Here is a 24,903-nt window from a genome sequence, read left to right as displayed (position 1 = left end):
GTTTAGGCTACTTTTCGTATGAGATGTCTTTACACGCCGAGGTAGCGGTCGAGCGCCTCATGCTTGTCCGCGAGGTCTGCGGCGGGGCCGGTCAGGACGACACGCCCCTTCTCCAGCACGACCACGCGGTCCGCATGGGCGAGTACGGACCGGAAGTTGCGATCCACCACGACTGAGGCGATGCCCGTGGCACGCACGGTGGCAATGACCTCCCAGATCTCGCGCACGATGCGCGGCGCCAGCCCTTCCGTAGCTTCGTCCAGCACCAGGCAGTCGGGATTGGTCATCAGTGCGCGGCCGATCGACAGCATCTGCTGCTCGCCGCCTGAGAGTTGCTGCCCGCCATGGTCTAGGCGCTCCTTGAGCCGCGGAAACAGGTCGAGCACGCGCGCCTCGTCCCAGTCGTGGCGGCCGTTGCAGCCTTTGCGCGCGGCCATGACCAGGTTCTCGCGCACTGACAGATTCGGAAACACGCCGCGCCCTTCGGGCACGTAGGCCACCCCCAGGCGCGCCACCTCGTAGGGCTGGGCGCGCGAGACTTCGCGCCCGGCCACGTGGATGTTGCCGGTGCGCTGTCGCACATGGCCCAGCAGTGTGCGCAGCAGCGTACTCTTGCCCATGCCATTGCGGCCGAGCAAGCCCACGGTCTCGCCGATGCCGACACGAAAATCCACGTCGCGCAGGATATGGCTGGAGCCGTACCAGGCGTTGATGCCGCTGGCTTCGATCATGGCAGCGCTCATGCCGGCACCTCGCTGTCTTCCGCCTCGCCCAGGTAGGCAAGCTGGACGTCCCGGTTGGCGCGGATGGCATCGGGCGTGCCGCTGGCGATGACCGTGCCGTTGACCATCACGGTGATGCGGTCGGCCACCGAGAACACGGCGTCCATATCGTGTTCGACCAGCAGGATCGCGTGACCTTCGCGCAGGCCGCGCAGCAGCGCCAGCATGCGGGACGACTCCTCGGCGCCCATGCCTGCCAGCGGCTCGTCCAACAACAGGGCCACGGGCTGCGTAGCCAGGCACATCGCCACTTCAAGCTGGCGCTTCTGGCCGTGCGCCAGTTCGCTGGCCAGCCGTCCGGCATGCGCGGCCAGCCCGGCGCGCTCCATGGCCTCGTCCGCAAGCGCCCCGCTCATGCGGCAGTCGCCCGCGCTCTCCCAAAGCCGCCATGCGCGCTGCGCGCGCGACTGCGCCGCCAGCCGGCAGTTCTCGCGCACGGTCAACGGCAGGAAGATGTTGTTGCGCTGGTAGCTGCGGCCAATGCCATGGCGGGCCAGCCGCGGCTGGGACCAGCCCGTCACGTCCCGGCCCTGCAGGTGGAGTTGCCCTGCCGAAGGCGGCAGTTCGCCGGACAGCATGTTGATCAGGGTGGATTTGCCCGCGCCGTTCGTCCCGATCACCGCATGGATCTCGTGCAGCGCCAGCGAGAGATCCACGCCGGCCACAGCGGTCAGGCCGCCGAAACGGCGCGTCAGGCCCGTGGCCTGCAATACCGGTACCGGTGTGCTCATGCGGCCTCCGTGTTGCGAGGGCTGCGGCGCTCGCCTGCCGCCTCCTGCGCCGTGTCATCGTCATCGCCCGCGGTCCCGCCATGGCGCGCGCCTGGGGCGCGCATCTTCAGGCGCAGCATCGACGGCAGGCTCACCAGCCCGCGCGGCAGCAGCGCCACCGCGACGATGATGAAACCGCCCATCAGCAGCTGCCAGTGCTTGGTCATGGTGCTGAACCACTCGGCCACCAGCACGAAGGAGAAGGCCCCGAGCACCGCGCCGGCCAGGCTGCCCACGCCGCCCAGGATGACCATCAGCATGGCGTTGCCCGACTGGTGCCACGAAGCGATTTCCGGGTTGACGAAGCCGAACTGCACTGCATACAGGAAGCCCGCCAGGCCCGCCAGCATGCCGCCCGCGACGAACGCGCCGAGCTGGTAGCGGTACGTGGCATAGCCTGCGGCGCGCATGCGCTGCTCGTTATGGCGGATGCCCACCAGCGCGTGGCCAAAGCGCGAACGCAGCAGCAGTGCCAGCACGACCACGGTCACGCCCATGGCGCCCCAGACCATCCAGTAGAAATGACTGGGGTCGTTGACCGTCATCTGCCGCAAGCCCGGCACCGGGAATTCCGGGCGGAAGTAAATATACGTGCCGTCGCTGCCGCCGGCGATCTTGGTGTCGTGGAAGACGAAATACACCATCTGCGCGAACGCCAGCGTCACCATGATGAAGTACACCCCGCGCGTGCGCAGCACCAGCATGCCGACCAGCATGGCCAGCGCCGCCGCCGCGCCCAGCGCGCCGGCCAGCAGCAGCCAGCCGTTGCCCGGTCCCGATTCAGGCGCCAGCATGGCCGTGGCATAAGCCGCCGCCGCGAAGTAGGCGGCGTGGCCCAGGCTCACCAGGCCGGTATAGCCGATCAGCAACTGCAGCGAGAGCGCGAAGATGGCCATGATCATGACCTTGCTGAGCAGCTCGATATAGAACTTGTTGCTGTCGGCAGTCAGCAGCAGCGGCAGGCTGGCCAGCACCGCGAATGCCACCAGCCACGCTAAAGCGACGCGCGCATTGCCATGCGATGGCGCCGGGGAAAGCTTGGTATCCATATCAACCCGCCTTGAACAGGCCTTGCGGCTTCCACAACAGGATCACCGCCATCAGGAGGTAGATCAGTACGCCTGCTGCATCCTGCCAGAACACCTTGCCGAAGGTATCGACGAAGCCCAGCAGCAGCGAGGCCACCAGCGCACCCTTCACCGAACCGATGCCGCCGATCACCACCACCACGAAGCAGACGATCAGCACCTGTGCGCCCATGCCCGGGTACACGGACGACACCGGCGCGGCAATCATGCCCGCCAGCACCGCCAGCGCCACGCCAAGCGCGAACACCACGCGGTACAGCACGGTCACGTTGATGCCGAGGGACTGCACCATTTCACGGTTGGTGGCGCCGGCGCGGATCATCATGCCGAGGCGCGTGCGCCGGATCACGTAATACATGGCCGCCGCCACCAACAGGCAGACGGCCGAGATGCACAGGCGGTAGATCGGATACGTCATGTCGTTGCCGATCGGCAACGAGCCGTCGAGCAGCGCGGGTACCGGCACGCCATGCACATCGTCGCCGACCAGGATGCTGCGCAGTTCCTCGAACACCAGGATCAGGCCATAGGTCATCAGCACCTGCTGCAGGTGGTCGCGCTCATAAAGGAAGCTGAAGAACACCCATTCGAGCACGTAGCCGAAGGCCACGGCCAGTACGATGCCGAGCGGCACGGCGATCAGCAGGTTGCCCGTGAGGCTGGCCAGCGCGAACGCCAGGTAGGCGCCGAGCATGTAGAAGCTGCCGTGCGCCAGGTTGATGACGCCCATGATGCCGAAGATCAGCGTCAGGCCGCTTGCCACCAGGAACAGCAGCAGCCCGTACTGCACGCTGTTCAGGCACTGGATCAGGAAAGAGACGATGTCCATGCTGCGTAGGGAAGATGCCCGGCGCGCGGCAAGCCGCGCACCGAAGCATCAAGCCGGTCGAAAGGTGGGAATCAGAGTCGGCAGCCGCGCGCCGGATCGGCCAGCGACTTCACCGCCACGGTGCTCACCTTGTTTTCGCGGCCATCCACCTTGCGCAGGTAGAAGTCCTGCACTGGGTTGTGCGCCTTGGACAGCGTGAAGGCACCGCGCGGGCTGTCCACCTTGGCCGCTTCCATGGCCTTGTAGAGTTCGGCCTTGCGGGACATGTCTCCCTTCACGGCGGTCGCTCCTGCGGCCAGCAGCTGCGCGGCGTCGTAGCCCTGCACGGCGTACACGTCGGGCTGCAGCTTGTAGGTCTTGGCGTAGTCCAGGCGGAAGCTCTTGTCGCGCGCGTTGCTCAGGCCATCGGCGTAGTGCAGCGTGGTTTCGAGGCCCTGCGCCGCGTTGCCCTGCGCTTCCAGCGTGCCATCGGTCAGGAAGCCCGAGGCATAGAGCGGAATCTTGTCCTTGAGCCCGGCGGCAGCCCAATCCTTGACGAACTTGACGGCACCGCCGCCCGCGAAGAAGACGAACACAGCGTCGGGCTTGAGCGCGGCCACTTCGGTGATCAGCGCCTGGAATTCGACGTTGGGGAACGGCAGGCTCAGTTCCTTCACCACCTTGCCGCCCTTGCCTTCGAAGGCTTCCTTGAAGCCCTTCACGGATTGCTCGCCGGCCGCGTACTTCCAGGTCAGCGTGACCACCTTCTTCATGCCGCGCTCGGCCAGCACGTGGCCCATGGCGTAGCCCGGCTGCCAGTTCGAGAACGACGAGCGGAAGATGTTCGCGCCGCACAGCGGACCGGTCGCTTCATCCACGCCGGCGTTCGGGATGATCAGCAGCGTGTTGTTTTCCTTGGCCACCTTGACGATGCCCATCTGCACGCCCGAATGCACCGTGCCGACCACCACGTCGACCTGGTCGCGCTTGATCAGCTTGGTGGCGTTCTCGGGCGCCTTGGCGGGATCGGATTCGTCATCGACCTTGAAGTACTCGATGTCGCGGCCGCCGAGCTTGCCGCCCTGTTGCTGCACGTACATGCGGAAGCCGTTCTCGATGGCCGTGCCCAGTGCCGCATACGTGCCCGTGTAAGGCAGCATGAACCCTACCTTGATCTTCCCGCCCGGCGCGCTTTGCGCCTGGACGGCCCCGGTGGCGGCAAGCATTGCAGCAACGGCAAGGCAGGCAGGCGCGAGCCTGCGCGATGTGAAGCGGTGCATGATGTCTCCTGGTGGTCAAGCCGGCTGCTGTGGAACCGTAATCGGCCCTGCCCCAGGTTCGTTTTGCATGTCCGGACGCATGCCAGGATGCAAACGCGGGGGCTGGCGACGAATTATTTTAGGTATGAAGTATGTGCGGTTATAAACCGTACCGCCTCCTGCGTCAACGGCGCCGGCTGGTCGCGATGTGGCGAATGACCGCACCGCGCGAGTTTAAGCAAGGCGGTTTGTGGGGCATATCGATGGATACCCTCGATCTGGGCCATGGTGCCGTACTCGTCGTCCTCGCCCTGCACCGCCAGTACCGGGCAACGCAGTTGCGGCAGCAGCGCATGCAGGTCCCACTGGCGGAACGCGGGGTCGAGCCAGATGTCGTTCCAGCCCCAGAAGGCCGAATCCACATCGTCGTGATAGCGCGCAAGGCGGTTGCGCAGGTCGGTCTGCAGGTAGGCCTGGCGCGCGGCTTCGATGCTGCGCACTGAGCGGTCCTCGACGACGATATGCGGAGCCAGCACCGTGATGCCATCCACGGCATCGGGAAAGCTCGCGGCGTGGATCAGCGCGATCGAGCCGCCGTCGCTGTGGCCGAACAGCCATGGTTTGCCACGGCTGCGGCCGGGACCGATATCGAGTGCATCGAACAGCGCCGGCAACGCCTCGCGCGCCTGCCGGTGCATGAAGTCGACGCCCCACTTCTCGTCGTGCGGCCGCGGCGTGGAACGCCCGTAGCCATAGCGCGAGAACACCAGTCCACGGAAGTCGCCGGCGTCGCAGAAGCGCTCCGGGAAATCGCGCCACATGCTGACCGAGCCAAGCCCTTCATGCAGAAACACCACGAGCGGACGCTCAGTGCGCTCCGCGCGCAGCCACTGGTGCTCGATGCGGATGCAGCGGCCATCAAACGGAATATCGACCCAATCGGTGTGCATGCCGTCCCTGTCGTCAGGCATTGGCGGCGGCCGTTGCGTGCCGCGCCGCTTCCTCGCGCTGGCGCAGCCGGAAGCGCTGGATCTTGCCCGTGGCGGTCTTCGGCAATTCCTCGACGCACTCGATCTGCCGCGGATACTTGTACGGCGCGAGCCGCGACTTGACGAAGGCCTGCAACTCGGCAGCCATGCCCGCGTGCCATTGCTGCCCCGGTCGCATCACGACAAAGGCCTTCGGCTTGACCAGGTCATCGGCATCGGCCACGCCGATCACCGCCGCCTCGAGAATTGCCGGATGCTGGGCGAGCGCGGCTTCGACCTCGAACGGCGAGACATAGATGCCGCCGACCTTGAGCATGTCGTCGCTGCGTCCGGCGTAGATGTAATAGCCGTCGGCATCTTGCAAATACTTGTCGCCACTGCGCGTCCATTCCCCCACGAACGTGTCGCGACTCTTGTCGCGGTTGCACCAGTACATTAGCGCCGCAGATGGCCCCTTGATGTACAGATCGCCGATCTCGCCGGGCTCGCTGGGTTCGCCGAGCTCGTCGAGCAGCTTGAGTTCATAGCCGGGCACTGGCTTGCCGGTGGTGCCGTAGCGCACGTCTCCCGGCCGGTTCGACAGGAAGATATGCAGCATCTCGGTGGAGCCGATGCCGTCCAGGATGTCGCAGCCGAAGTGGGCGCGGAAGCGCTCGCCGATATCCCGCGGCAAGGCCTCGCCGGCCGAGGTGCAGACGCGCAGGGCCACGTCGCTGCGCGGCGGCAGCTCCGGCGCGGCAAGCATGCCGGCAAACAGCGTTGGTACGCCGCAGAACACCGTCGGCCTGTGTTCGCGCAGGCGCCGGAACACCGCAGGCGGTGTCGGACGTTCCGCCATCAGCACCGTGGTGGCGCCGACCGACAGCGGAAACGTCAGCGCATTGCCAAGACCATAGGCAAAGAAGAGTTTCGCCGCCGAGAACACCACGTCGTCTTCGCGCAGCCCCAGCACGCGGCCTGCATACAGGTCGGCGGTATGGAACAGGTTGGCGTGCGTATGCACGGTGCCTTTAGGCCGGCCCGTGGAACCGGACGAATAGAGCCAGAACGCCATGTCGTCAGGACCAGTGCTGACCGCAGGCGGCGCCGAGCGCGTGCGCGCCACGACGGCCTCCACGCTGCAGCTGGGTGCCGAGTCCTGATGCGGCCCCGCCTGGATCACCAGCGGCGACAGGCCGCTCTTGGCGATCGCGGCCTTGATGGTCGGCAGCAAGGTCTCGGACACCACCACCGCACGCGCGCCGCAGTCGTCGAGCATGTAGGCGTAGTCCTCCGCCGTCAGCAGCGTATTGACCGCGACCGGCACCACGCCGGCGAGCAGGCAGCCCAGGAACACCGTCGGAAAATCGATGGTATCTAGCGCGCACAGCAGCAGCCGCTCTTCGCGCCGGAAGCCGGCGTCATGCAGCGCGGCGGCAAAGCGGCGGCTGCGCGCATCGAGCTCGGAAAAGGTCAACGTGCCGGCATCGTCGACATAGGCAATCTTGTCGCCACGGCCAGCGGCCAGGTTGCGGCCGAGCAGGTCGGCGGCCGCGTTGTACCGGGCTGGCAAGGCAGTGATGCCGGCTTCGGCAGGTCCGGGCGAATGCGATACACCCGCCGGCGAACCGGCAGCGGTATTGGGGGGCGTCATGTCTCCACTCCTTGGTGTCGCCGGCTGCCGGCGCAAGCACCGGAGGCGCGGCGGCGTCAGGCCGGTCGCTCTTGGATTGCCGGTGCGCTGAGGCGATCGCAGCGGCTTGTCGATGCATTTTATTTCATATCACCTATCATGCAAGTCAGTAGATGCACTATATGACACCGGAGCGCCGGCAACCCAAGGGATTCCCTTATAATTCGCCTCTTTTTTGCCGGCCGGTGCTGCACAAGGGCCGGCCAAACCGCCTGAATCGCCCGCCATGCGCCGAGACCCCGAACCGCTGCCCTCGCCCGCTGCTCCAGCCAGCGGCGCCAATGGCGAACGCGACCCCTATCTCACGCAACTGGGCGAACGCATCCGCTCGCTGCGCGCCGCGCGCGGCATGTCGCGCAAGGACCTGGCGCGGGGCGCGGATGTCTCGGAACGGTATCTCGCCAACCTGGAGACCGGCACGGGCAATGCGTCGGTGCTGCTGCTCAGGCAGGTTGCGCGGGCGCTCGATGTGCCGCTGCCGGTCGTGCTGGCGGAGGTGGAGGGGCTCAACGGCCAGCAGGCCACCGAGTTCGCACAGCTGGTGCAATGGCTGGCACAACTGCCCGCGGGCGACCTGGCGCGCGTGCGCGAAGCCTGCCGCCATGCGCTGGCGCCCGCTGAATCCCGGGATGCGCGGCATCGCCGGATTGCCTTGATCGGTTTGCGCGGCGCAGGTAAATCGACGCTAGGCCGCGCCCTGGCGGCTGCCGAAGACTTGCCTTTCGTCGAACTCAACAATGTGATCGAGCAGGAAGCCGGCGCCAGCCTGTCCGAGATCCATTCGCTGTACGGCCAGGCCGCGTACCGCCGCTACGAGATGCGCGCGCTCGAACGCGCGCTGCGCGAGCACGACAGCATGGTGCTCGCCACGCCGGGCAGCCTCGTCTCCGAGCCAGCCACCTTTAACCTGCTGCTCGCGCGCTGCTACACGGTATGGGTCAAGACCTCGCCGGAAGAACATATGGCCCGCGTGGTGGCCCAGGGCGATATGCGCCCGATGCAAGGCAACCGCGAAGCCATGACCGACCTGCGCCGCATCCTCCAGGCACGCACGCCGCTCTACGCCCGCGCCGACGTTGCCCTGGACACCAGCGGACAAGACGTCCACACCTCGCTGCAGGGACTGCGCGCCCAGCTTCCCAACGTCACCGCCTGAGGCGGGTTCGCTTGTCCGCGCCAGAGGCACAGAAAGGGATTGCGCCGCCCGATTCGATGCACTATATTTCATAAAAAGCCGCAAGGCACTATAGTGCATCAAGGAGACAGCCATGTCCGCGCCGGCCACCGCCCCCAGCCAAGCATCAGACCAACCCGTCACTTTTGAACGCCATCCCGATCAATACCGCCACTGGAAGCTCACATTCGACGGCCCGGTTGCCACGCTGGCCATGGACGTCGATGAAGAAGGCGGGCTGCGGCCGGGCTATACGCTGAAGCTGAACTCCTACGACCTCGGTGTCGACATCGAACTGCACGACGCCCTGCAACGCATTCGCTTCGAGCACCCCGAAGTCCGCGCGGTGGTGATGACCAGCGCGCGCGACCGCATCTTCTGCTCGGGCGCCAATATCTTCATGCTGGGCCAGTCGTCGCATGCGTGGAAGGTGAACTTCTGCAAGTTCACCAACGAGACGCGCAACGGCATCGAGGATGCCAGCCGGCACTCTGGACTGAAGTTCATCGCCGCCTGCAACGGCACCACGGCGGGCGGCGGTTACGAGCTCGCGCTGGCGTGCGACGAGATCGTGCTGGTCGATGACCGCTCGTCCGCCGTGAGCCTGCCCGAAGTGCCGCTGCTGGGCGTGCTGCCGGGCACCGGCGGCCTGACGCGCGTGACGGACAAGCGCCATGTGCGTCGCGATCATGCCGACATCTTCTGCACCACGACCGAAGGCGTGCGCGGGCAGCGCGCCAAGGACTGGAAGCTCGTGGACGAAGTGGTAAAGCCCGCCCGCTTTGCCGACTATGTCGCCGAACGCGCCGCCGCGCTGGCCGCCACCAGCGATCGCCCGCAGGGTCACCATGGCGTCGAACTGACACCGCTGTCGCGAACGGTAGAAGAAGACGGTTATCGCTACGACACCGTGCGGGTCCATTTCGACCGCGCCGCGCGCAAGGCAACCATCACGGTATTCGGGCCGGACCGCCACCAGCCGACGGATCTGGCTGGCGTCGTATCGGCAGGCGTGCAGTGGTGGCCGCTCAAAATGGCGCGCGAACTCGACGACGCCATCCTGACGCTGCGGACCAACCATCTCGATATCGGCATGTGGGTCCTGAAGACCGATGGCGACCCCGCCGCCGTGCTGGCAGCCGATGCCCTGATGGAAGCGCACGCCAGCCACTGGTTCGTGCGCGAAACCATCGGCATGCTGCGCCGCACGCTGGCACGGCTGGACGTGTCTTCGCGCAGCCTGTTCGCGCTGATCGAGCAGGATTCATGCTTTGCGGGCACGCTGCTGGAACTGGCGCTGGCGGCTGACCGCAGCTACATGCTGCACCTGCCCGATGCACCGGATGATGCGCCACGCGTGTTTCTCAGCGAAGCCAACTTCGGCCGCTATCCGATGCCAAACGGCCTGTCGCGGCTTGCCGCGCGCTTCTATCAGGACGAAGCCGCCATCGCCGCCGCGCGCGAGCACATCGGCGCACCACTCGACGCGCTCAGCGCGGATTCGCTCGCCCTGATCACTGCGGCACCCGACGACATGGACTGGGAAGACGAGATCCGCATCGCCGTGGAAGAGCGCGCCAGCCTGTCGCCCGATGCGCTCACGGGCCTCGAAGCCAACCTGCGCTTCGGCCCCGGCGAGACCATGGAAACCCGCATCTTCGGCCGCCTCACGGCATGGCAGAACTGGATCTTCAACCGCCCCAACGCGGTGGGCGAAAACGGCGCGCTCAAGGTGTTCGGTTCAGGCAACAAGCCCCGCTTTGACTGGAACCGCGTCTGACGCCATCACGACCCGACACGGACAAGGAGACACCTCGTGAGCATCGACTACAGCCAGAAGATCCCCAACAACGTCAACCTGGCGGACGATCGCGCGCTGCAGCGCGCGCTGGAGCACTGGCAGCCGGCGTTCCTGGACTGGTGGCGCGACATGGGGCCGGAAGGCTCGCACGACTTCGACGTGTACCTGCGCACGGCGGTATCGGTCGACCCGTCCGGCTGGGCGCATTTCGATTACGTGAAGATGCCCGACTACCGCTGGGGCATCTTCCTGCAGCCGGCCGACGCGGCGCGCCAGATCCATTTCGGCGAGCACAAGGGCGAAGCCGCGTGGCAGGACGTGCCCGGCGAGCATCGCGCCAACCTGCGCCGCATCATCGTCACGCAGGGCGATACCGAACCGGCCTCGGTCGAGCAGCAACGGCACCTCGGCCTGACCTGTCCGTCGCTGTACGACCTGCGCAACCTGTTCCAGGTGAACGTCGAGGAAGGCCGCCATCTGTGGGCCATGGTGTACCTGCTGCACCGCTATTTTGGCCGCGACGGGCGCGAGGAAGCCGAGGCGCTGCTCGACCGCCGCTCCGGCGACCAGGACAACCCGCGCATCCTGGGCGCGTTCAACGAGCGCACGCCCGACTGGCTGTCGTTCTTCATGTTCACCTACTTCACCGACCGCGACGGCAAGTTCCAGCTTTGCGCGCTGGCCGAATCGGGCTTCGATCCGCTTGCTCGCACTACGCGCTTCATGCTGACCGAGGAAGCGCACCATATGTTCGTGGGCGAATCGGGCGTGTCGCGCGTGATCCAGCGCACCTGCGAAGTCATGCGCGAGCGCGACATCCATGATCCGGCCGATGTGCGCGCCGCGGGCGTGATCGACCTGGAGACCATACAGCGCTACCTGAACTTCCACTACAGCGTCACCATCGACCTGTTCGGCGCGGACCAGTCGTCCAATGCCGCGATCTTCTACAGTGCGGGACTGAAGGGCCGCTTCGAGGAAGGCAAGCGCACCGACGACCACGTGCTCAAGAGCGACGTCTACCGCGTGCTCGAAGTGCGCGACGGCCAGCTCGGCGAGCGCGAGGTCCCCATGCTCAACGCCCTCAATGAAGTGCTGCGCGACGACTACATCCGCGATTCGATCGGCGGCGTGGCACGCTGGAACAAGGTGATCGAGAAGCATGGCATCCCGTTCCGGCTGACGGTGCCGCACAAGGCCTTCAACCGCAAGATCGGCACGCTTTCCAACGTGCGCGTGTCGCCGACCGGAGAGGTGCTGTCCGAAGCGCAGTGGCAGGCCAATGCACCCAAATGGCTGGCCACCGAAGCGGACCGCGCCTATGTTGCCTCGCTGATGGGACGCGTAGCCGAGCCGGGCAAATATGCGAACTGGATTGCGCCGCCGGCCGTCGGCGTCAACCGCCAGCCGATGGATTTCGAGTACGTACGGTTCAACTGACCGGCCGCATCGATCGCCAACACATCAATAGAAAGACAAGCTGTCAGCCCGGGGCCGCATATGGCCCCGCCCCACATGGAGACATACCATGGGCGCCCCCGAAATCATCAAGCAGCATCTGATCGATCCGGAAATCTGCATTCGCTGCAATACCTGCGAAGACACCTGCCCGATCGATGCCATCACCCATGATTCGCGCAACTACGTGGTGAAAGCCGACGTCTGCAACGCCTGCAACGCCTGCCTGTCGCCGTGCCCCACCGGCGCCATCGACAACTGGCGCACCATGCTCAAGGGCCAGGCCTACCCGATCGAGGAGCAGCTCCTGTGGGACGAGTTGCCAGCCGAGGTACCGCTGCCGGCAGCCGATCTCGATGCCGCGGGCACAGATGAAGCCGTGCGCGCCGACACCGCCGCCGCGGCCGATGAAAGCGGCGTGACGGTGCAGGCCGTGGAAACGAGCCGCCACACGTCATCGCGTGCGCCGTGGTCGGCGGCCCACCCGTATGCGAACCTGCACGGCGTACGCGCGCCGTTGACCGCCACGGTGGCGGGCAACTACCGGCTGACCGCGGAGGATGCCTCCAGCGATATCCACCACATCGTGCTGGATTTCGGCACGCACTTCTTCCCGGTGCTGGAGGGGCAGGCCATTGGCATCCTGCCGCCGGGAGTGGATGAAACCGGCAAACCGCACTACATCCGCATGTATTCGATTGCCAGCCCGCGCGACGGCGAGCGCCCGGGGTATAACAACCTGGCGCTGACGGTGAAGCGTGTCGAAGAGGATCACGACGGCAACCCGGTGCGCGGCGTGGCATCGAACTTCCTGTGCGACCTGGCCAAGGGCGACGCGGTGCAGGTGGTGGGGCCGTTCGGCACCACGTTCCTGATGCCGAACCATCGCGAGGCCAGCATCATGATGGTGTGCACCGGCACGGGCTCTGCCCCCATGCGCGCCATGACCGAGCGCATGCGGCGCAATATGGAGCACTTCGGCGGACGCCGCATGCTGTTCTTCGGAGCCCGCAATGCGCGCGAGCTGCCCTATTTCGGCCCGCTGCTCAAGCTGCCCCGGGATTTCCTCGACATCCACTTCGCCTTCTCGCGCGATGCCGAGGTGCCGCGCCGCTATGTCCAGGACGCGATCCGCGAAGCCTCCGCCGGCGTCGCGGCCCTGCTCACCGATCCGCATGGCCATGTCTACATCTGCGGCCTGAAAGGCATGGAGGAAGGCGTGCTGTCGGCCTTTGACGATGTCTGCGCCGCGGCCGGCGAATCGTGGCCCGAACTGGAAGTCACAATGAGGCGCGAAGGCCGGCTGCATATCGAGACGTACTGAGGACGAACCCCGCGCCGCCTCGCTCGCCGTCGCCCCCACTGCACTGCGGGGCAGCTTTCTGCATCCGGCACTTCCCTTCTGAAATGACTCGCCTATAATGTTTCTGAAGAAACAGGAGCAGAGGCGATGCAATCCAGGCGAATTCCGGAAGCAGAACCCGTCAGCGGTCCCGACCCTGGCGCCACGCTGACCAAGGCCGTCATGCGCGCGGCCGGCTTCCTGGGCATCAGCCAGGCGATCGTGGCCAGCGTGCTCGGCATCAGCACGGCTTCGGTGTCACGCATGGCATCCGGCCTGTATATCCTCGACAAGCATCGCAAGGAGTGGGAATTCGGCGTACTGTTCGTACGACTGTTCCGCTCGCTCGATGCCATCCTCGGCCATGGCGACCAGGCCCGGCTATGGCTGACCAACGAGAACCTGGCGCTTGGCGGCAAACCCCTTGAAATGATCCGCACCACCGAAGGTCTCGTTCGTGTCGTTCACTACCTGGACGCCACCCGCGGTCGCGTCTGAGCGCCGGCCGTTCGCGCTCAGCCTCTGGCGTGCGGTGGAAGCCCAGCACGTGGTGTCGACCATGCCTCTGGTCGACAGCCTCGAGGAGCAGGCCGTGCTGGAAGCCGTGCTCGACGCCGGCAAACCCGCCGTGCCCGCCGAAGCGCGCCATCTCCACTATCTGCTCTTCACGCCGTTCCGCTATCCGCCATCGCCGTGGGGCTCGCGCTTCCGGGCCGCGCACGATCCGGGCGTGTTCTATGGCGCCGAGGAAATCCGCTCGGCCTGCGCCGAACTCGGCTACTGGCGCTGGCGCTTCCTGAATGACAGCCCGGCCCTGCCCCGCATCGACGCGCGCGCCCAGACGCTGTTCGAGGTCAGCGTGCGCACCGACGGCGTGGCGCTGGACACGCCGCCGTTCGACCAGGAACACGCCCGCTGGATGGACCCGGACAGCCACGAGGCCTGCCAGGCGTTCGGCCGGGTTGCGCGCGAAGCCGGCATCGGCCTGATCCGCTACACCTCGGTGCGCGACCCGCAGCACGGACCGTGCGGTGCGGTGCTGACGCCGCGCGCGTTTGCGGATCCGCAGCCGCTGGCCACCACCACGTGGATGCTGACCGTGCGCCGCGACCGCGTGATCTGGCAGCGTGACGACCTGCTCCAGCGCGACAGCTTCGAGTTCGCCGCATCGCTGTGGCAACGCACAAGCGAAAGCCCCGCTGAAGGCTGAACCTTGCCGGCGCCCCCGCCATCTAATGGTTATGGCAGGCGGCATTGCATGTTGCTTCACAATTTTCTCAGCCAGATGTTGCAATGCGGCGCCCACTGCCTTATACTCTTCTCTTCGACGGACGCGGGGTGGAGCAGTTGGCAGCTCGTCGGGCTCATAACCCGAAGGTCGCAGGTTCAAGTCCTGCCCCCGCAACCAAAGCTTAAAATCGTCGAATCAGCAAAGCCCGCAATCGCGGGCTTTTTGCTTTCCGGGTCTTCTGGACCAGCAACGCACGCATTGGCGCCGTGCCTATCCGGCAAGGGGGCCGCGCGGTGATACACTTTGCCCCATTCCTCCCGGACGCCCCTCATGAAATTCTGCTCGAACTGCGGCCATGCGGTTGTGCTGCGCGTACCCGACGGCGACAACCGCCCGCGCAGCATTTGTGACAACTGCGGCACCATCCACTACGTGAACCCGCGCAACGTGGTCGGCACGATCCCGGTCTGGGAAGACAAGATCCTGCTGTGCAAACGCGCGATCGAGCCGCGCTATGGCTTCTGGACGCTGCCCGCCGGCTTCATGGAAATCGGCGAGACCACGGCGCAAGGCGCCTCGCGCGAAACGCTGGAGGAAGCCGGCGCGCGCGTGAAAATGGGGGAACTGTTCTCGATCCTGAACGTGCCGCACGTGCACCAGGTGCACCTTTTCTACCTGGCTACGCTGGAGGATCTGGACGTCGACCCGGGCGAGGAAAGCCTGGAAGTCAAGCTGGTGGCGGAAGCCGACGTGCCGTGGGACGAACTCGCCTTTCCCACTGTGATCCATACGCTGCGCTGTTTCTTTGCCGACCGTGCCGCCGGCCGCCTGCAGGACGGCAGCTTCCGGCTGCACAGTCTCGATATCGACAAGCCCATGCGCCCGCTGACCAGCCGGGCGACGGTCACTCCCTGACCCGCCCTGCCCCGGCAGCCCCAGCATGATTGTCTGGCTGGATCCGCAGGATCCGTTTCCGCCGGTGGAGCGCGCGCTGGGGCCGGCCACCGAAGCGCCCGGCCTGCTGGCCGCGAGCCGCGACCTGTCGCCACAGCGGCTGCTGCTGGCTTACCGCCAGGGCATCTTCCCGTGGTACTCGGTGGGCCAGCCGGTGCTGTGGTGGAGTACCGATCCGCGCATGGTGCTGGTACCGCAGGCGCTGAAAATCTCCACCACGTTCCGCAAGACACTGCGCCGCGTGCTGCGCGACCCCGACTGGGAAATCCGCGTCGACGACGATTTCCTGGCCGTGATGCGCGCCTGCGCGCTGACGCCGCGCGAAGGCCAGGACGGCACCTGGATCACCCAGGAGATCATAACGGCCTACAGCGCACTGCATGCCAGCGGCATGGCGCACTCGGTGGAGGCCTGGTACCGCGGCGAACGCGTCGGCGGGCTCTACGGCGTGGCGCTGGGCCGCATGTTCTATGGCGAATCGATGTTCGCGCACCGCACGGATGCCTCCAAGATCGCGCTGGCGGCGCTGTGCGCGTTCCTCGGCAACCACGGCGTGCCGATGATAGACTGCCAGCAGGAAACCGATCACCTGGCCTCGCTTGGCGCGCGCCCGATCTCGCGCGCGGAGTTCCTGGCCCATGTGCGGACTGCCTCGGCACAACCGGCGATCACGCCGTGGCGGTTCGACAAATCGGTGCTGGAGCGGTGGACCGCCACGCCCGCCACCCCGGCCGTCTGACAAGCTGGCTGCATCATCCGCCCCAGGTCCGAGCCATGAGCAAGCTGAAGGAGCTTCCGCTTTCCGCGCTGCAGTTCTATGCCACGGCGCCCTATGCCTGCAGCTATCTCGAAGGCCGCATGGCCCGCTCGCAGGTGGCGACGCCGGCCCACCTGATCAATGCGGACGTCTACTCGCGGTTGGTGCGCGCGGGCTTCCGCCGCAGCGGCATCTTCACCTACCGGCCATATTGCGATGAATGCCACGCCTGCACGCCTTGTCGCGTGCTGGTGGACGAGTTCGAGCCGGACCGCTCGCAACGCCGCGCCTGGCGCCGCCACGGCCACCTGCAGGCGCTGGTGGCGCCGCTGACGTACGTCGAAGAGCACTACGCGCTGTACCTGCTCTACCAGTCGATGCGCCACGCCGGCGGCGGCATGGACCAGGACAGCCGCGACCAGTACGAGCAGTTCCTGCTGCAGAGCCGCGTCAACTCCCGCCTGGTGGAATTCCGCGAGCCGCCGGGCTCGCCCGAGGCCGGCAAGCTACGCATGGTCAGCATGATCGACGTGCTTGATGACGGCCTGTCATCGGTCTACACCTTCTACGATCCGCTCGCGCGCAACGCCAGCTACGGCACCTACAACATCCTCTGGCAGATCCGCCAGACGCGCGAACTTGGCCTGCCGCACCTGTACCTGGGCTACTGGATTGCCGAAAGCCGGAAGATGGCTTACAAGGCACGATTCCGCCCGCTGCAAGTGCTGACCGGCAACCAGTGGCAGGCGTTCGAGGACGACACGCGCGACACTCCGCCGGCTGCATCGGAAGACGCTCCCGGCCCCGCACAGGAATAGCCGGCGGGCGGGCCGGCCCGGCCGCCCGGCGCGCGGGCAAGCGCCCCAGCCGCTACAATGCCGGCTTGGTTTTCACTCTGCACCGGCCCTCCGGTCGCCTCTCCCCGTGCTCAACGCGCTCTATCCCCTGCTCCGCCCCGCCCTGTTTTCGATGGACGCGGAGGACGCTCACCACTTCACCCTGAACAACCTGTTGCGCGCCAAGCGCATGGGCCTGGCCGGCTGCATCGGCAATCGCGTCGCCGACGATCCGCGCACGGTGATGGGCGTGCGCTTTCCGAACCCTGTAGGCCTTGCTGCCGGGCTGGACAAGGACGGCGCCTATATCGACGGGCTCGCTGCGTTCGGCTTCGGCTTCATCGAGGTGGGCACGGTGACGCCGCGCGCGCAGGCCGGCAACCCTCGCCCGCGCATGTTCCGCCTGCCGCAGGCCGATGCGCTGATCAATCGCATGGGCTTCAACAACGGCGGCGTCGATGCCTTCATCGCAAACGTCAGGGCATCGCGCTGGAAGGCCGAAGGCGGCGTGCTGGGCCTGAACATCGGCAAGAACGCCGACACGCCGATCGAACGCGCCGCCGACGACTACCTGTACTGCCTGGAGCGCGTCTATCCGCATGCGACCTACGTGACGGTGAACATCTCGTCGCCGAATACCAAGAACCTGCGCCAGCTCCAGGGTGCGAGCGAACTCGACAGCCTGCTGTCGACGCTCAAGTCCGCCCAGCAGCGCCTGGCCGACCAGCACAAGCGCTACGTGCCGGTGGCGCTGAAGATCGCGCCGGACCTCGATGCCGACCAGATCGGCAATATCGGCGACGCACTCGTGCGCCACAAGATCGACGGGGTAATCGCCACCAACACCACGATCTCGCGCGATGCCGTGAAAGGCCTGCCGCACGCGGAAGAAGCCGGCGGCCTGTCCGGCCGGCCGGTGTTCGAGCAGTCGACTCACGTGGTGCGCGCGCTGCGCCAGGTGGTCGGCGACGCGGTGCCCATCATCGGCGTCGGCGGCATCTTCAGCGGCGCCGACGCGCGCGCGAAGATCGATGCCGGCGCCAAGCTCGTGCAGGTCTACAGCGGCCTGATCTACCGCGGCCCGACGCTGGTGCGCGACTGCGCCGCCGCGCTGCGCGCCTGACGCCCCGCAAGACAGCAAGGAGAGCGACATGGAAACCGTCCGCCTCGGACGCAGCGACCTGCAGGTCTCGCGCATCTGCCTCGGTACCATGACCTTCGGCGAGCAGAACACCGAAGCCGAGGGCCATAGCCAGCTCGACTACGCTTTCTCGCGCGGGATCAACTTCATCGATACCGCCGAGATGTACCCGGTCAGGCCGTGCGCCGAAACCTACAGCCGGACCGAACAGATCATCGGTAACTGGCTCCGCAATCAGCCGCGCGACCGCGTGGTGCTCGCCACCAAGGTGGCCGGCCCCGGCCGGATGCCCTGGATCCGCAATGGCGACGACCTGACGCCCGCGGGCATCCGCGCGGCGGTGGACGCCTCGCTGCAGCGGCTGCAGACCGACTACATCGACCTGTACCAGCTCCACTGGCCCGCGCGCAACGCGCCGATCTTCGGCCAGACGAGCTTCGATCCGGCCAAGGAACGGCCCTGCACCTCGATCCAGGCGCAGCTCGAAACTTTTGCCGAACTGGTGCAGGCGGGGAAGATCCGCTATGTCGGCGTCTCCAACGAAACGCCGTGGGGCGTGGCGGAGTTCGTCAGGCTGGCGGAGCAGCATGGGCTGCCGCGCATCGCCACCATCCAGAATCCGTACAACCTGGTCAACCGCAGCTTCGAGCAGGGCCTGGACGAGGCCTGCTTCCGCACCGACGTGAGCCTGCTGGCCTACAGTCCGCTCGCGTTCGGCCAGCTCACCGGCAAGTACCTGAGCGGCGATCCGGCCAGGCCACTGTTCAACGACGCCGCAACCGGCCGCCTGACGCGCTTCGGCGCCGACTGGAGCCCGCGCTACATGCGCCCGGAGACCATGGCGGCCTCGGCCCGCTATGTCGAACTGGCGCGCACGGCCGGACTGTCGCCGGCGGCGCTGGCCCTGGCCTGGTGCTATTCGCGCTGGTTTGCCGCCAGCACCATCGTGGGCGCCACGTCGCTGGATCAATTGCGCGAAAACATCGATGCGTGGCAAACGCAATTGCATGAAGATGTGATTGCCGCAATCGGGGAAATCCACAAGGAAATCTGTAATCCCGCGCAATAATCTGCGCCTGGATGGCTAATAATCGGCCCCCGGCAGCATCGGATGCCTCGCATTCCCTCCGAGACTTCGCATATCGTGCGCGAGAAGTGGTATCCTCGCAGGCTTATCGCTGTCTTGCTTTCGCGCAGGCGCGCCCTTCCATCAGCCGCAGGAAGTGCCCCGCCGCCCGGAGCGGGTGCCGGCCATGTGGCGGCGCCGGCAGCGAGACCAAGCTTGTGCGCGGCGTACCATCCAGAACCGAGTCACTCGGAGGAGAACAGATCAAAATGAAGGGTCTCAAGGCAACGAAGTCCATCCTCGGCGGCGCAGTCGCGCTGGCATTGCTGTGCGGCGGCGCCGTGCACGCCCAGACCGTCAAGGTCCTGTCGATCGTGGACCACCCCGCGCTGGACGCCATCCGCGACGGCGTGCGCGAGGAGCTGAAGGCCGCCGGCTATGACGCCGACAAGAACCTGAAGTGGGAATATCAGAGCGCGCAGGGCAACACCGGCACCGCCGCCCAGATCGCCCGCAAGTTCGTCGGCGACAACCCGAACGCGATCGTTGCCATCGCCACGCCGTCGGCCCAGGCGGTGGTCGCCGCCACCAAGACCGTGCCCGTTGTGTACTCCGGCGTGACAGACCCGGTCGCCGCGCAACTGGTCAAGAGCTGGGCGCCGTCGGGCACCAACGTGACCGGCGTGTCGGACAAGCTGCCGCTGGACAAGCAGGTGGCCCTGATCAAGCGCGTGGTGCCGAATGCCAAGACCGTCGGCATGGTCTACAACCCGGGCGAAGCCAACTCGGTCGTGGTGGTCAAGGAACTGAAGGAACTGCTGGCCAAGCAGGGCCTGACGCTGAAGGAAGCCGCCGCGCCGCGCACGGTTGACATCGGCGCCGCCGCCAAAAGCCTGATCGGCAAGGTGGACGTGATCTACACCAACACCGACAACAACGTGGTCTCGGCCTACGAAGCGCTGGTCAAGGTCGCCAACGAATCGAAGATTCCTCTGGTTGCCGCCGACACCGACAGTGTCAAGCGTGGCGCCATCGCCGCGCTGGGCATCAACTACCTGGACCTGGGCCACCAGACCGGCAAGGTCGTGGTGCGCATCCTGAAGGGCGAGAAGCCTGGCGCGATCGCGTCGGAAACCAGCAGCAACCTTGAACTGTTCGTGAACACCGGCGCCGCCCAGAAGCAAGGCGTGACGCTGTCGCCGGAGCTGATCAAGGAAGCCAAGACCGTCATCAAGTAAGCAGAACGTCTGACCTGTGCCGTCCGCGCCGCGCGGACGGCCGCGCGTCCGCTAGTCCACTACAGTACAAGATCCAGACTGCCCTACCCGGGCCCGCCCCCTGAACGAGACGGCAAGCCGACCGACCTTATCCGGGCGGGCCGCGCCAGCTGTCAACAGGATTCACCATGTCCCTCTTTTCCCTTCTGGGCGCCCTCGAGATCGGCCTGATCTTCAGCCTGGTTGCCCTCGGGGTGCTGATTTCCTTCCGCATCCTCAATTTCCCCGACCTGACCGTCGACGGCAGCTTCCCGCTGGGCGGCGCCGTGGCCGCGACGCTGATCGCCGCCGGGCAGGACCCGTTTGTCGCCACCGCCCTCGCCATCGTGGCCGGCGCCCTGGCTGGCTTCATCACCGGCTGGCTCAATGTACGGCTCAAGATCATGGACCTGCTCGCCAGTATCCTGATGATGATCGCGCTGTACTCGGTCAACCTGCGCATCATGGGCCGCCCCAATGTGCCGCTGATCACGGAGCCAACGCTGTTCACCATCCTGCAGCCCGACTGGCTGCCCGACTACGTGCTGCGCCCGCTGGTCCTGTTCATCGTGGTGGTCATCGCCAAGGTCGGCCTGGACTGGTTCTTCTCGTCGCAGCTCGGCCTGGCCATGCGCGCGACCGGCGCCAATCCGCGCATGGCGCGCGCGCAGGGCATTGCCACGGGCCGCGCCACGCTGGCCGGCATGGCACTTTCCAACGGGCTGGTCGCCCTGGCCGGCGCGCTGTTCGCGCAGACTCAAGGCGGCTCCGATATCTCGATGGGCATTGGCACCATCGTGATCGGCCTGGCCGCCGTAATCATCGGTGAAAGCATCCTGCCGGCACGCCGCCTGGTCTGGACCACGCTCGCCGTGGTGCTGGGCGCCATCCTGTACCGCTTCTTCATTGCGCTGGCGCTGAACAGCGACTTCATCGGCCTCAAGGCGCAGGACCTGAACCTGGTCACCGCCGCACTGGTGACGATCGCCCTGGTGCTGCCCGCCACCCGCAAGAAGCTGTTTGCCCGCAAGAACGGAGGTGCCTGAGATGCTCCGCGCACAAGACCTGAAGCTCACCTTCAACCCCGGCACCCCGATCGAGACCCGCGCGCTGCGCGGCCTGAGCCTGGAGATCCCGAGCGGCCAGTTCGTGGCCGTGATCGGTTCCAACGGCGCCGGCAAGTCGACCTTCCTGAACGCGATCAGCGGCGACCAGATGGTCGATTCCGGCCGCATCACCATCGATGACACCGACGTGACGCGCAAGCAGGCCTGGGATCGCGCCCACCTGGTGGCACGCGTGTTCCAGGACCCGATGGCCGGCACCTGCGAGGCGCTGACGATCGAAGAGAACATGGCGCTGGCGATGGCCCGCGGGTCCAGGCGCGGCTTCCGCGCGGCGCTGAACCGCGGCTCGCGCGAACTGTTCCGCGAGAAGCTGCGCCTGCTGAACCTCGGCCTGGAAAACCGCCTGACCGACCGCATCGGCCTGCTCTCCGGCGGCCAGCGCCAGGCGGTGAGCCTGCTGATGGCCTCGCTGCAGCCGTCGCGCATCCTGCTGCTCGACGAGCACACCGCCGCGCTGGACCCGAAGACCGCCGCGTTCGTGCTGGAACTGACCGCGCGCATCGTCGAAGAAAGCAAGCTGACGACGATGATGGTCACGCACAGCATGCGCCAGGCGCTGGACTATGGCCAGCGCACGGTGATGCTGCACCAGGGCCAGGTCGTGCTGGATGTGTCCGGCGAGAAGCGCAAGGGGCTCGATGTACCTGACCTGCTGCGTATGTTCGAGCAGACGCGGCATGAACAGCTGGACGACGACGCGTTGCTGCTGGGCTGATCAGGCTGCGGCACACATGAAGAAAGGGAGCCTAGGCTCCCTTTCTTTTTTCAGTCAGACCGTAGCAGCCTTGTCCAGCCAACGCCTTAGCTGGTCCGTCACGGCCGTGCTCGAGAACGAGCAGCTGTCCTGCGCGAACACGGCCGACATCTCCAGCCGGCGCAGCAGTTCTTCCATCGCCTGACCGAACACCGGCGGCAGCATCAGCGCGGGCGCTGCCTCGCGCCACGCGTTCACGAGTTCGGCCGCCGGCAGCGTGCCGCCGGTGTGCTGGTCCAATGCCGAACGCATGCGCGCCAGCGTCTCCGTATTGGCCGCGCTCATGTGCGTGCCCTCCTTTCTTTGTAAAGCTCGCGGAACGTGCGTCCCGAGGGTGCGGGCATGTCCCGCGTCTGGGTCCAGCCCTTGCCCGCCATGGGCAGGCTGGCGATCAACCGGTTGCTACCGCCCATGCGCGCCAGCACGCGCGCGCCGAGACGGCTGGCCAGCGCATAGAGTGCCGGCCGCCGGGCGACGAAGCCCCAGGCCTGCAGCGCGAAGCGCTCCTGCCACGGACGCAGGCCGCGCTCCATCTGCTTCTCGCGCAATTTGCGCAGCAGGTCCGACAGCGGGATCGATGCCGGGCACACGCGATTGCATTCGCCGCACATCGTGGCCGCCTGCGGGAGGTCCACGGCATTGGCCAGGCCCACGTAGCTGGGCGTCAGCACGCTGCCCATCGGCCCCGGATAGACCCAGCCATAGGCATGGCCGCCGATCTTCTGGTAGACCGGGCAATGGTTCATGCAGGCGCCGCAGCGGATGCAGCGCAGCATCTCCTGGAACTCTCCGCCGATCAACCCGCTGCGGCCACCGTCGACGAGCACGAAGTACATATGCTCGGGACCATCGCGCTCGCCTTCGGCACGCGGGCCGGTCAACAGCGAGAAATAGTTCGAGATCGCCTGCCCCGTCGCCGAACGCGGCAGCAGCCGCATTACGGTCGCCAGGTCTTCCAGCGTCGGCAGCACCTTCTCGATGCCAGTGACGGCCACATGCACGCGAGGCATGACGGTGCACATGCCTTCATTGCCCTCGTTGGTGACCACCGCCACCGAACCGGTTTCGGCAATGATGAAATTGCCACCGGTCACGCCCATGTCGGCGGACAGGAACTCGGGACGCAGCACCTCGCGCGCTTCGCGCGTCATTTCCGGGATATCGGTCAGGCGCGGCTTCTGGTGGACCTTCGCGAACAGGTCGGCGATCTCGTCCTTGTCCTTGTGCACCACCGGCGCAATGATGTGCGACGGCGGCTCGGAGTCGTTGATCTGCAGGATGTACTCGCCGAGATCGGTTTCGATGCTTTGCACGCCCATCTCGCCGAGCACCTGGTTCAGCCGCATCTCCTCGGTCACCATCGATTTGCTCTTGATGACCTTCTTCACGTCGTGCTTCTGCGCGATCTCCGCGACCAGGCGCGCCGCATCTGCCGTGGTCTCGGCGAACAGCACCGTGGCGCCGCGGCGCGTGGCGTTTTCCTCGAACGTGGCGAGCCAGACATCCAGGTTTTCCAGCGCGCGGTTGCGGCGCTCTTTCAGTGCGGCGCGGGTCGCATCGAAATCGATATCACGGATGGCATCCGCGCGCGCGGTGACGAACTTGGTGGAGAGCTTCTTGAGGTTCTGCTGCAGGCGCTGGTCAGCCAGCTTCTGGCCGGCGCGCGCCTTGAATTCCATGCTGTGGACTTGCATCGTCGCGTCTCCGGTGCTCAGGCGTCGCCCGCCAGGATCTGCGCGATATGCAGCACGCGCGTCTGCGTATCGCCGCTGCGGCGCAGGCGGCCTTCGATATTGAGCATGCAGCCCAGGTCGCCCAGCACCACCGCATCCGCGCTGCTGGCCTTGATATTGGCGCACTTCTCGTCAACGATCGCCGTCGAGATATTGCCGTACTTGACCGAGAAGGTGCCGCCAAAGCCGCAGCAAGCCTCGCAGTCCTTCATCTCGGTGAGCTGCACCCCGGGCAGCTTGCCCAGCAGTTCGCGCGGCTGCGCCTTGACGCCAAGCTCGCGCAGGCCCGCGCACGAATCGTGATACGTAACGTGGCCGGTGAAATTGGAATCGAACTGTTCGATCTTCGCTACGTTCACCAGGAAATCGGTCAGTTCGAACACCCGTTCGCGCAGCCGTTCATAGCGGCCGTTGAGTTCCGGGTCATCGCGCAGCAGGTCCGCATAGTGCTGGCGGATCATGCCGCCGCAGCTTCCCGACGGCACCACCACGTAGTCGAACATCTCGAATTCGCGCAGGAATTTTTCCGCCAGGTCGCGCGACACGGCGCGCTCGCCCGAGTTGTAGCTGGGCTGCCCGCAGCAGGTCTGGGCTTCAGGCACCATCACCTCGTAGCCGGCGCCTTCCAGAAGCTTCAGCACGGAGAAGCCGATCTCCGGGCGCATGAGGTCCACCAGGCAGGTGGCGAACAGGCCAACTCGCATTTGCTTTCTTTCTCCAGACCCCGAAACCCCGCAATTATGCGCGCTTGCGCCGCGGAGTGGCGCACAAACCATTCAGGCGCGCCGTGCATTCCGATCAGGCCGCAACACCGTCATCGGCGACACATCACGACAGGATTCTTACCGGAATGTCATTTCACCTATTGAAATTTTCACGATGCGAGATAGAATCAGGCAAACGCT

The 24,903-nt window shown here is 66.1% G+C and carries 24 protein-coding genes and 1 tRNA gene; 15 read left to right on the top strand and 10 right to left on the bottom strand.

Features of this window, described 5'->3' with window-relative positions; all coding sequences use genetic code 11:
• Positions 1 to 29: 29 nt before the first annotated feature.
• From ACIGJC_RS06490 to ACIGJC_RS06460, 7 genes are all read right to left on the bottom strand, one after another.
• The gene (locus tag ACIGJC_RS06490) at positions 30 to 743 is read right to left on the bottom strand and encodes an ABC transporter ATP-binding protein (RefSeq protein WP_483711190.1); all 714 of its coding nucleotides are present in this window, start codon (positions 741 to 743) and stop codon (positions 30 to 32) included.
• Positions 740 to 1,513, bottom strand: coding sequence for an ABC transporter ATP-binding protein (locus ACIGJC_RS06485; protein ID WP_483711189.1), 774 nt, complete (start codon positions 1,511 to 1,513; stop codon positions 740 to 742). Before ACIGJC_RS06485 ends, ACIGJC_RS06490 begins: the two co-directional genes overlap by 4 nt.
• Positions 1,510 to 2,601 (bottom strand): branched-chain amino acid ABC transporter permease, encoded by a 1,092-nt coding sequence (locus ACIGJC_RS06480; protein ID WP_483711188.1) that lies wholly within the window; start codon positions 2,599 to 2,601, stop codon positions 1,510 to 1,512. Before ACIGJC_RS06480 ends, ACIGJC_RS06485 begins: the two co-directional genes overlap by 4 nt.
• A 1-nt stretch (position 2,602) precedes the next feature.
• Positions 2,603 to 3,469, bottom strand: a complete 867-nt coding sequence (locus ACIGJC_RS06475; protein ID WP_483711187.1) for a branched-chain amino acid ABC transporter permease — start codon at positions 3,467 to 3,469, stop codon at positions 2,603 to 2,605.
• Positions 3,470 to 3,540: 71 nt separating this feature from the next.
• A complete protein-coding gene (locus ACIGJC_RS06470) occupies positions 3,541 to 4,728 on the bottom strand; it encodes an ABC transporter substrate-binding protein (protein WP_483711186.1) in 1,188 nt (395 codons plus the stop codon).
• Between the two features lie 113 nt (positions 4,729 to 4,841).
• Positions 4,842 to 5,657, bottom strand: coding sequence for an alpha/beta fold hydrolase (locus tag ACIGJC_RS06465; RefSeq protein WP_483711185.1), 816 nt, complete (start codon positions 5,655 to 5,657; stop codon positions 4,842 to 4,844).
• A 13-nt stretch (positions 5,658 to 5,670) separates the two neighbouring features.
• A complete protein-coding gene (locus tag ACIGJC_RS06460; RefSeq protein ID WP_483711184.1) occupies positions 5,671 to 7,329 on the bottom strand; it encodes a benzoate-CoA ligase family protein in 1,659 nt (552 codons plus the stop codon).
• 265 nt (positions 7,330 to 7,594) lie between these two features.
• Between ACIGJC_RS06460 and ACIGJC_RS06455 the strand changes: the two genes are divergently transcribed.
• The 15 genes from ACIGJC_RS06455 (at position 7,595) to ACIGJC_RS06385 (ending at position 22,226) form a co-directional block, all read left to right on the top strand.
• Complete coding sequence (locus ACIGJC_RS06455; protein WP_483711183.1) at positions 7,595 to 8,524, top strand: helix-turn-helix transcriptional regulator; 930 nt, start codon at positions 7,595 to 7,597, stop codon at positions 8,522 to 8,524.
• A gap of 112 nt (positions 8,525 to 8,636) precedes the next feature.
• Entirely contained in the window at positions 8,637 to 10,322 is a 1,686-nt protein-coding gene (gene boxC, locus ACIGJC_RS06450) for a 2,3-epoxybenzoyl-CoA dihydrolase (protein WP_483711182.1), read from the top strand.
• Positions 10,323 to 10,358: 36 nt separating this feature from the next.
• On the top strand, positions 10,359 to 11,783 hold the full coding sequence (gene boxB / locus ACIGJC_RS06445; RefSeq protein WP_483711181.1) for a benzoyl-CoA 2,3-epoxidase subunit BoxB: 1,425 nt from the start codon (positions 10,359 to 10,361) through the stop codon (positions 11,781 to 11,783).
• An 88-nt stretch (positions 11,784 to 11,871) separates the two neighbouring features.
• A complete protein-coding gene (boxA, locus tag ACIGJC_RS06440; protein WP_483711180.1) occupies positions 11,872 to 13,125 on the top strand; it encodes a benzoyl-CoA 2,3-epoxidase subunit BoxA in 1,254 nt (417 codons plus the stop codon).
• 126 nt (positions 13,126 to 13,251) lie between these two features.
• The gene (locus ACIGJC_RS06435; RefSeq protein WP_483711179.1) at positions 13,252 to 13,641 is read left to right on the top strand and encodes an antitoxin Xre/MbcA/ParS toxin-binding domain-containing protein; all 390 of its coding nucleotides are present in this window, start codon (positions 13,252 to 13,254) and stop codon (positions 13,639 to 13,641) included.
• Entirely contained in the window at positions 13,601 to 14,353 is a 753-nt protein-coding gene (locus tag ACIGJC_RS06430) for an RES family NAD+ phosphorylase (RefSeq protein ID WP_483711178.1), read from the top strand. The genes ACIGJC_RS06435 and ACIGJC_RS06430 overlap by 41 nt, the downstream gene beginning before the upstream one ends.
• 122 nt (positions 14,354 to 14,475) lie before the next feature.
• Positions 14,476 to 14,551: transfer RNA gene (locus ACIGJC_RS06425), tRNA-Met, on the top strand.
• 153 nt (positions 14,552 to 14,704) lie between these two features.
• Positions 14,705 to 15,289 carry an NUDIX hydrolase gene (locus ACIGJC_RS06420; protein WP_483711177.1) on the top strand — a complete coding sequence of 195 codons (585 nt, stop codon included), beginning with the start codon at positions 14,705 to 14,707 and terminating at the stop codon, positions 15,287 to 15,289.
• Positions 15,290 to 15,314: 25 nt separating this feature from the next.
• The gene (gene aat, locus ACIGJC_RS06415) at positions 15,315 to 16,067 is read left to right on the top strand and encodes a leucyl/phenylalanyl-tRNA--protein transferase (protein WP_483711176.1); all 753 of its coding nucleotides are present in this window, start codon (positions 15,315 to 15,317) and stop codon (positions 16,065 to 16,067) included.
• A gap of 35 nt (positions 16,068 to 16,102) precedes the next feature.
• Complete coding sequence (locus ACIGJC_RS06410; RefSeq protein ID WP_483711175.1) at positions 16,103 to 16,903, top strand: arginyltransferase; 801 nt, start codon at positions 16,103 to 16,105, stop codon at positions 16,901 to 16,903.
• A 106-nt stretch (positions 16,904 to 17,009) separates the two neighbouring features.
• Positions 17,010 to 18,044, top strand: a complete 1,035-nt coding sequence (locus ACIGJC_RS06405; RefSeq protein ID WP_483711174.1) for a quinone-dependent dihydroorotate dehydrogenase — start codon at positions 17,010 to 17,012, stop codon at positions 18,042 to 18,044.
• A 28-nt stretch (positions 18,045 to 18,072) separates the two neighbouring features.
• Positions 18,073 to 19,131 (top strand): aldo/keto reductase, encoded by a 1,059-nt coding sequence (locus tag ACIGJC_RS06400; protein WP_483711173.1) that lies wholly within the window; start codon positions 18,073 to 18,075, stop codon positions 19,129 to 19,131.
• Positions 19,132 to 19,397: 266 nt separating this feature from the next.
• Positions 19,398 to 20,366, top strand: a complete 969-nt coding sequence (locus ACIGJC_RS06395) for an ABC transporter substrate-binding protein (protein WP_483711172.1) — start codon at positions 19,398 to 19,400, stop codon at positions 20,364 to 20,366.
• Positions 20,367 to 20,533: 167 nt separating this feature from the next.
• Positions 20,534 to 21,430, top strand: coding sequence for an ABC transporter permease (locus tag ACIGJC_RS06390; RefSeq protein ID WP_483711171.1), 897 nt, complete (start codon positions 20,534 to 20,536; stop codon positions 21,428 to 21,430).
• Position 21,431: 1 nt separating this feature from the next.
• Positions 21,432 to 22,226 carry an ABC transporter ATP-binding protein gene (locus ACIGJC_RS06385; protein WP_483711170.1) on the top strand — a complete coding sequence of 265 codons (795 nt, stop codon included), beginning with the start codon at positions 21,432 to 21,434 and terminating at the stop codon, positions 22,224 to 22,226.
• Between the two features lie 54 nt (positions 22,227 to 22,280).
• Here ACIGJC_RS06385 and ACIGJC_RS06380 read toward each other — a convergent pair whose 3' ends face one another.
• From ACIGJC_RS06380 to ACIGJC_RS06370, 3 genes are read right to left on the bottom strand one after another with little or no spacing between them, the layout of a single operon-like run.
• Positions 22,281 to 22,550: a hypothetical protein gene (locus ACIGJC_RS06380; RefSeq protein ID WP_483711169.1), complete on the bottom strand. Its 270-nt coding sequence runs from the start codon at positions 22,548 to 22,550 to the stop codon at positions 22,281 to 22,283.
• Complete coding sequence (locus ACIGJC_RS06375; RefSeq protein WP_483711168.1) at positions 22,547 to 23,959, bottom strand: LutB/LldF family L-lactate oxidation iron-sulfur protein; 1,413 nt, start codon at positions 23,957 to 23,959, stop codon at positions 22,547 to 22,549. Before ACIGJC_RS06375 ends, ACIGJC_RS06380 begins: the two co-directional genes overlap by 4 nt.
• Positions 23,960 to 23,976: 17 nt before the next feature.
• Positions 23,977 to 24,702: a (Fe-S)-binding protein gene (locus tag ACIGJC_RS06370; RefSeq protein ID WP_483711167.1), complete on the bottom strand. Its 726-nt coding sequence runs from the start codon at positions 24,700 to 24,702 to the stop codon at positions 23,977 to 23,979.
• Positions 24,703 to 24,903: the final 201 nt, after the last annotated feature.

It is taken from the genome of Cupriavidus sp. C3SS-1, assembly GCF_057073755.1.
The sequence above is the reverse complement of the archived record's forward strand: the minus strand, read 5'-3'. Positions and strand labels throughout refer to the sequence as shown.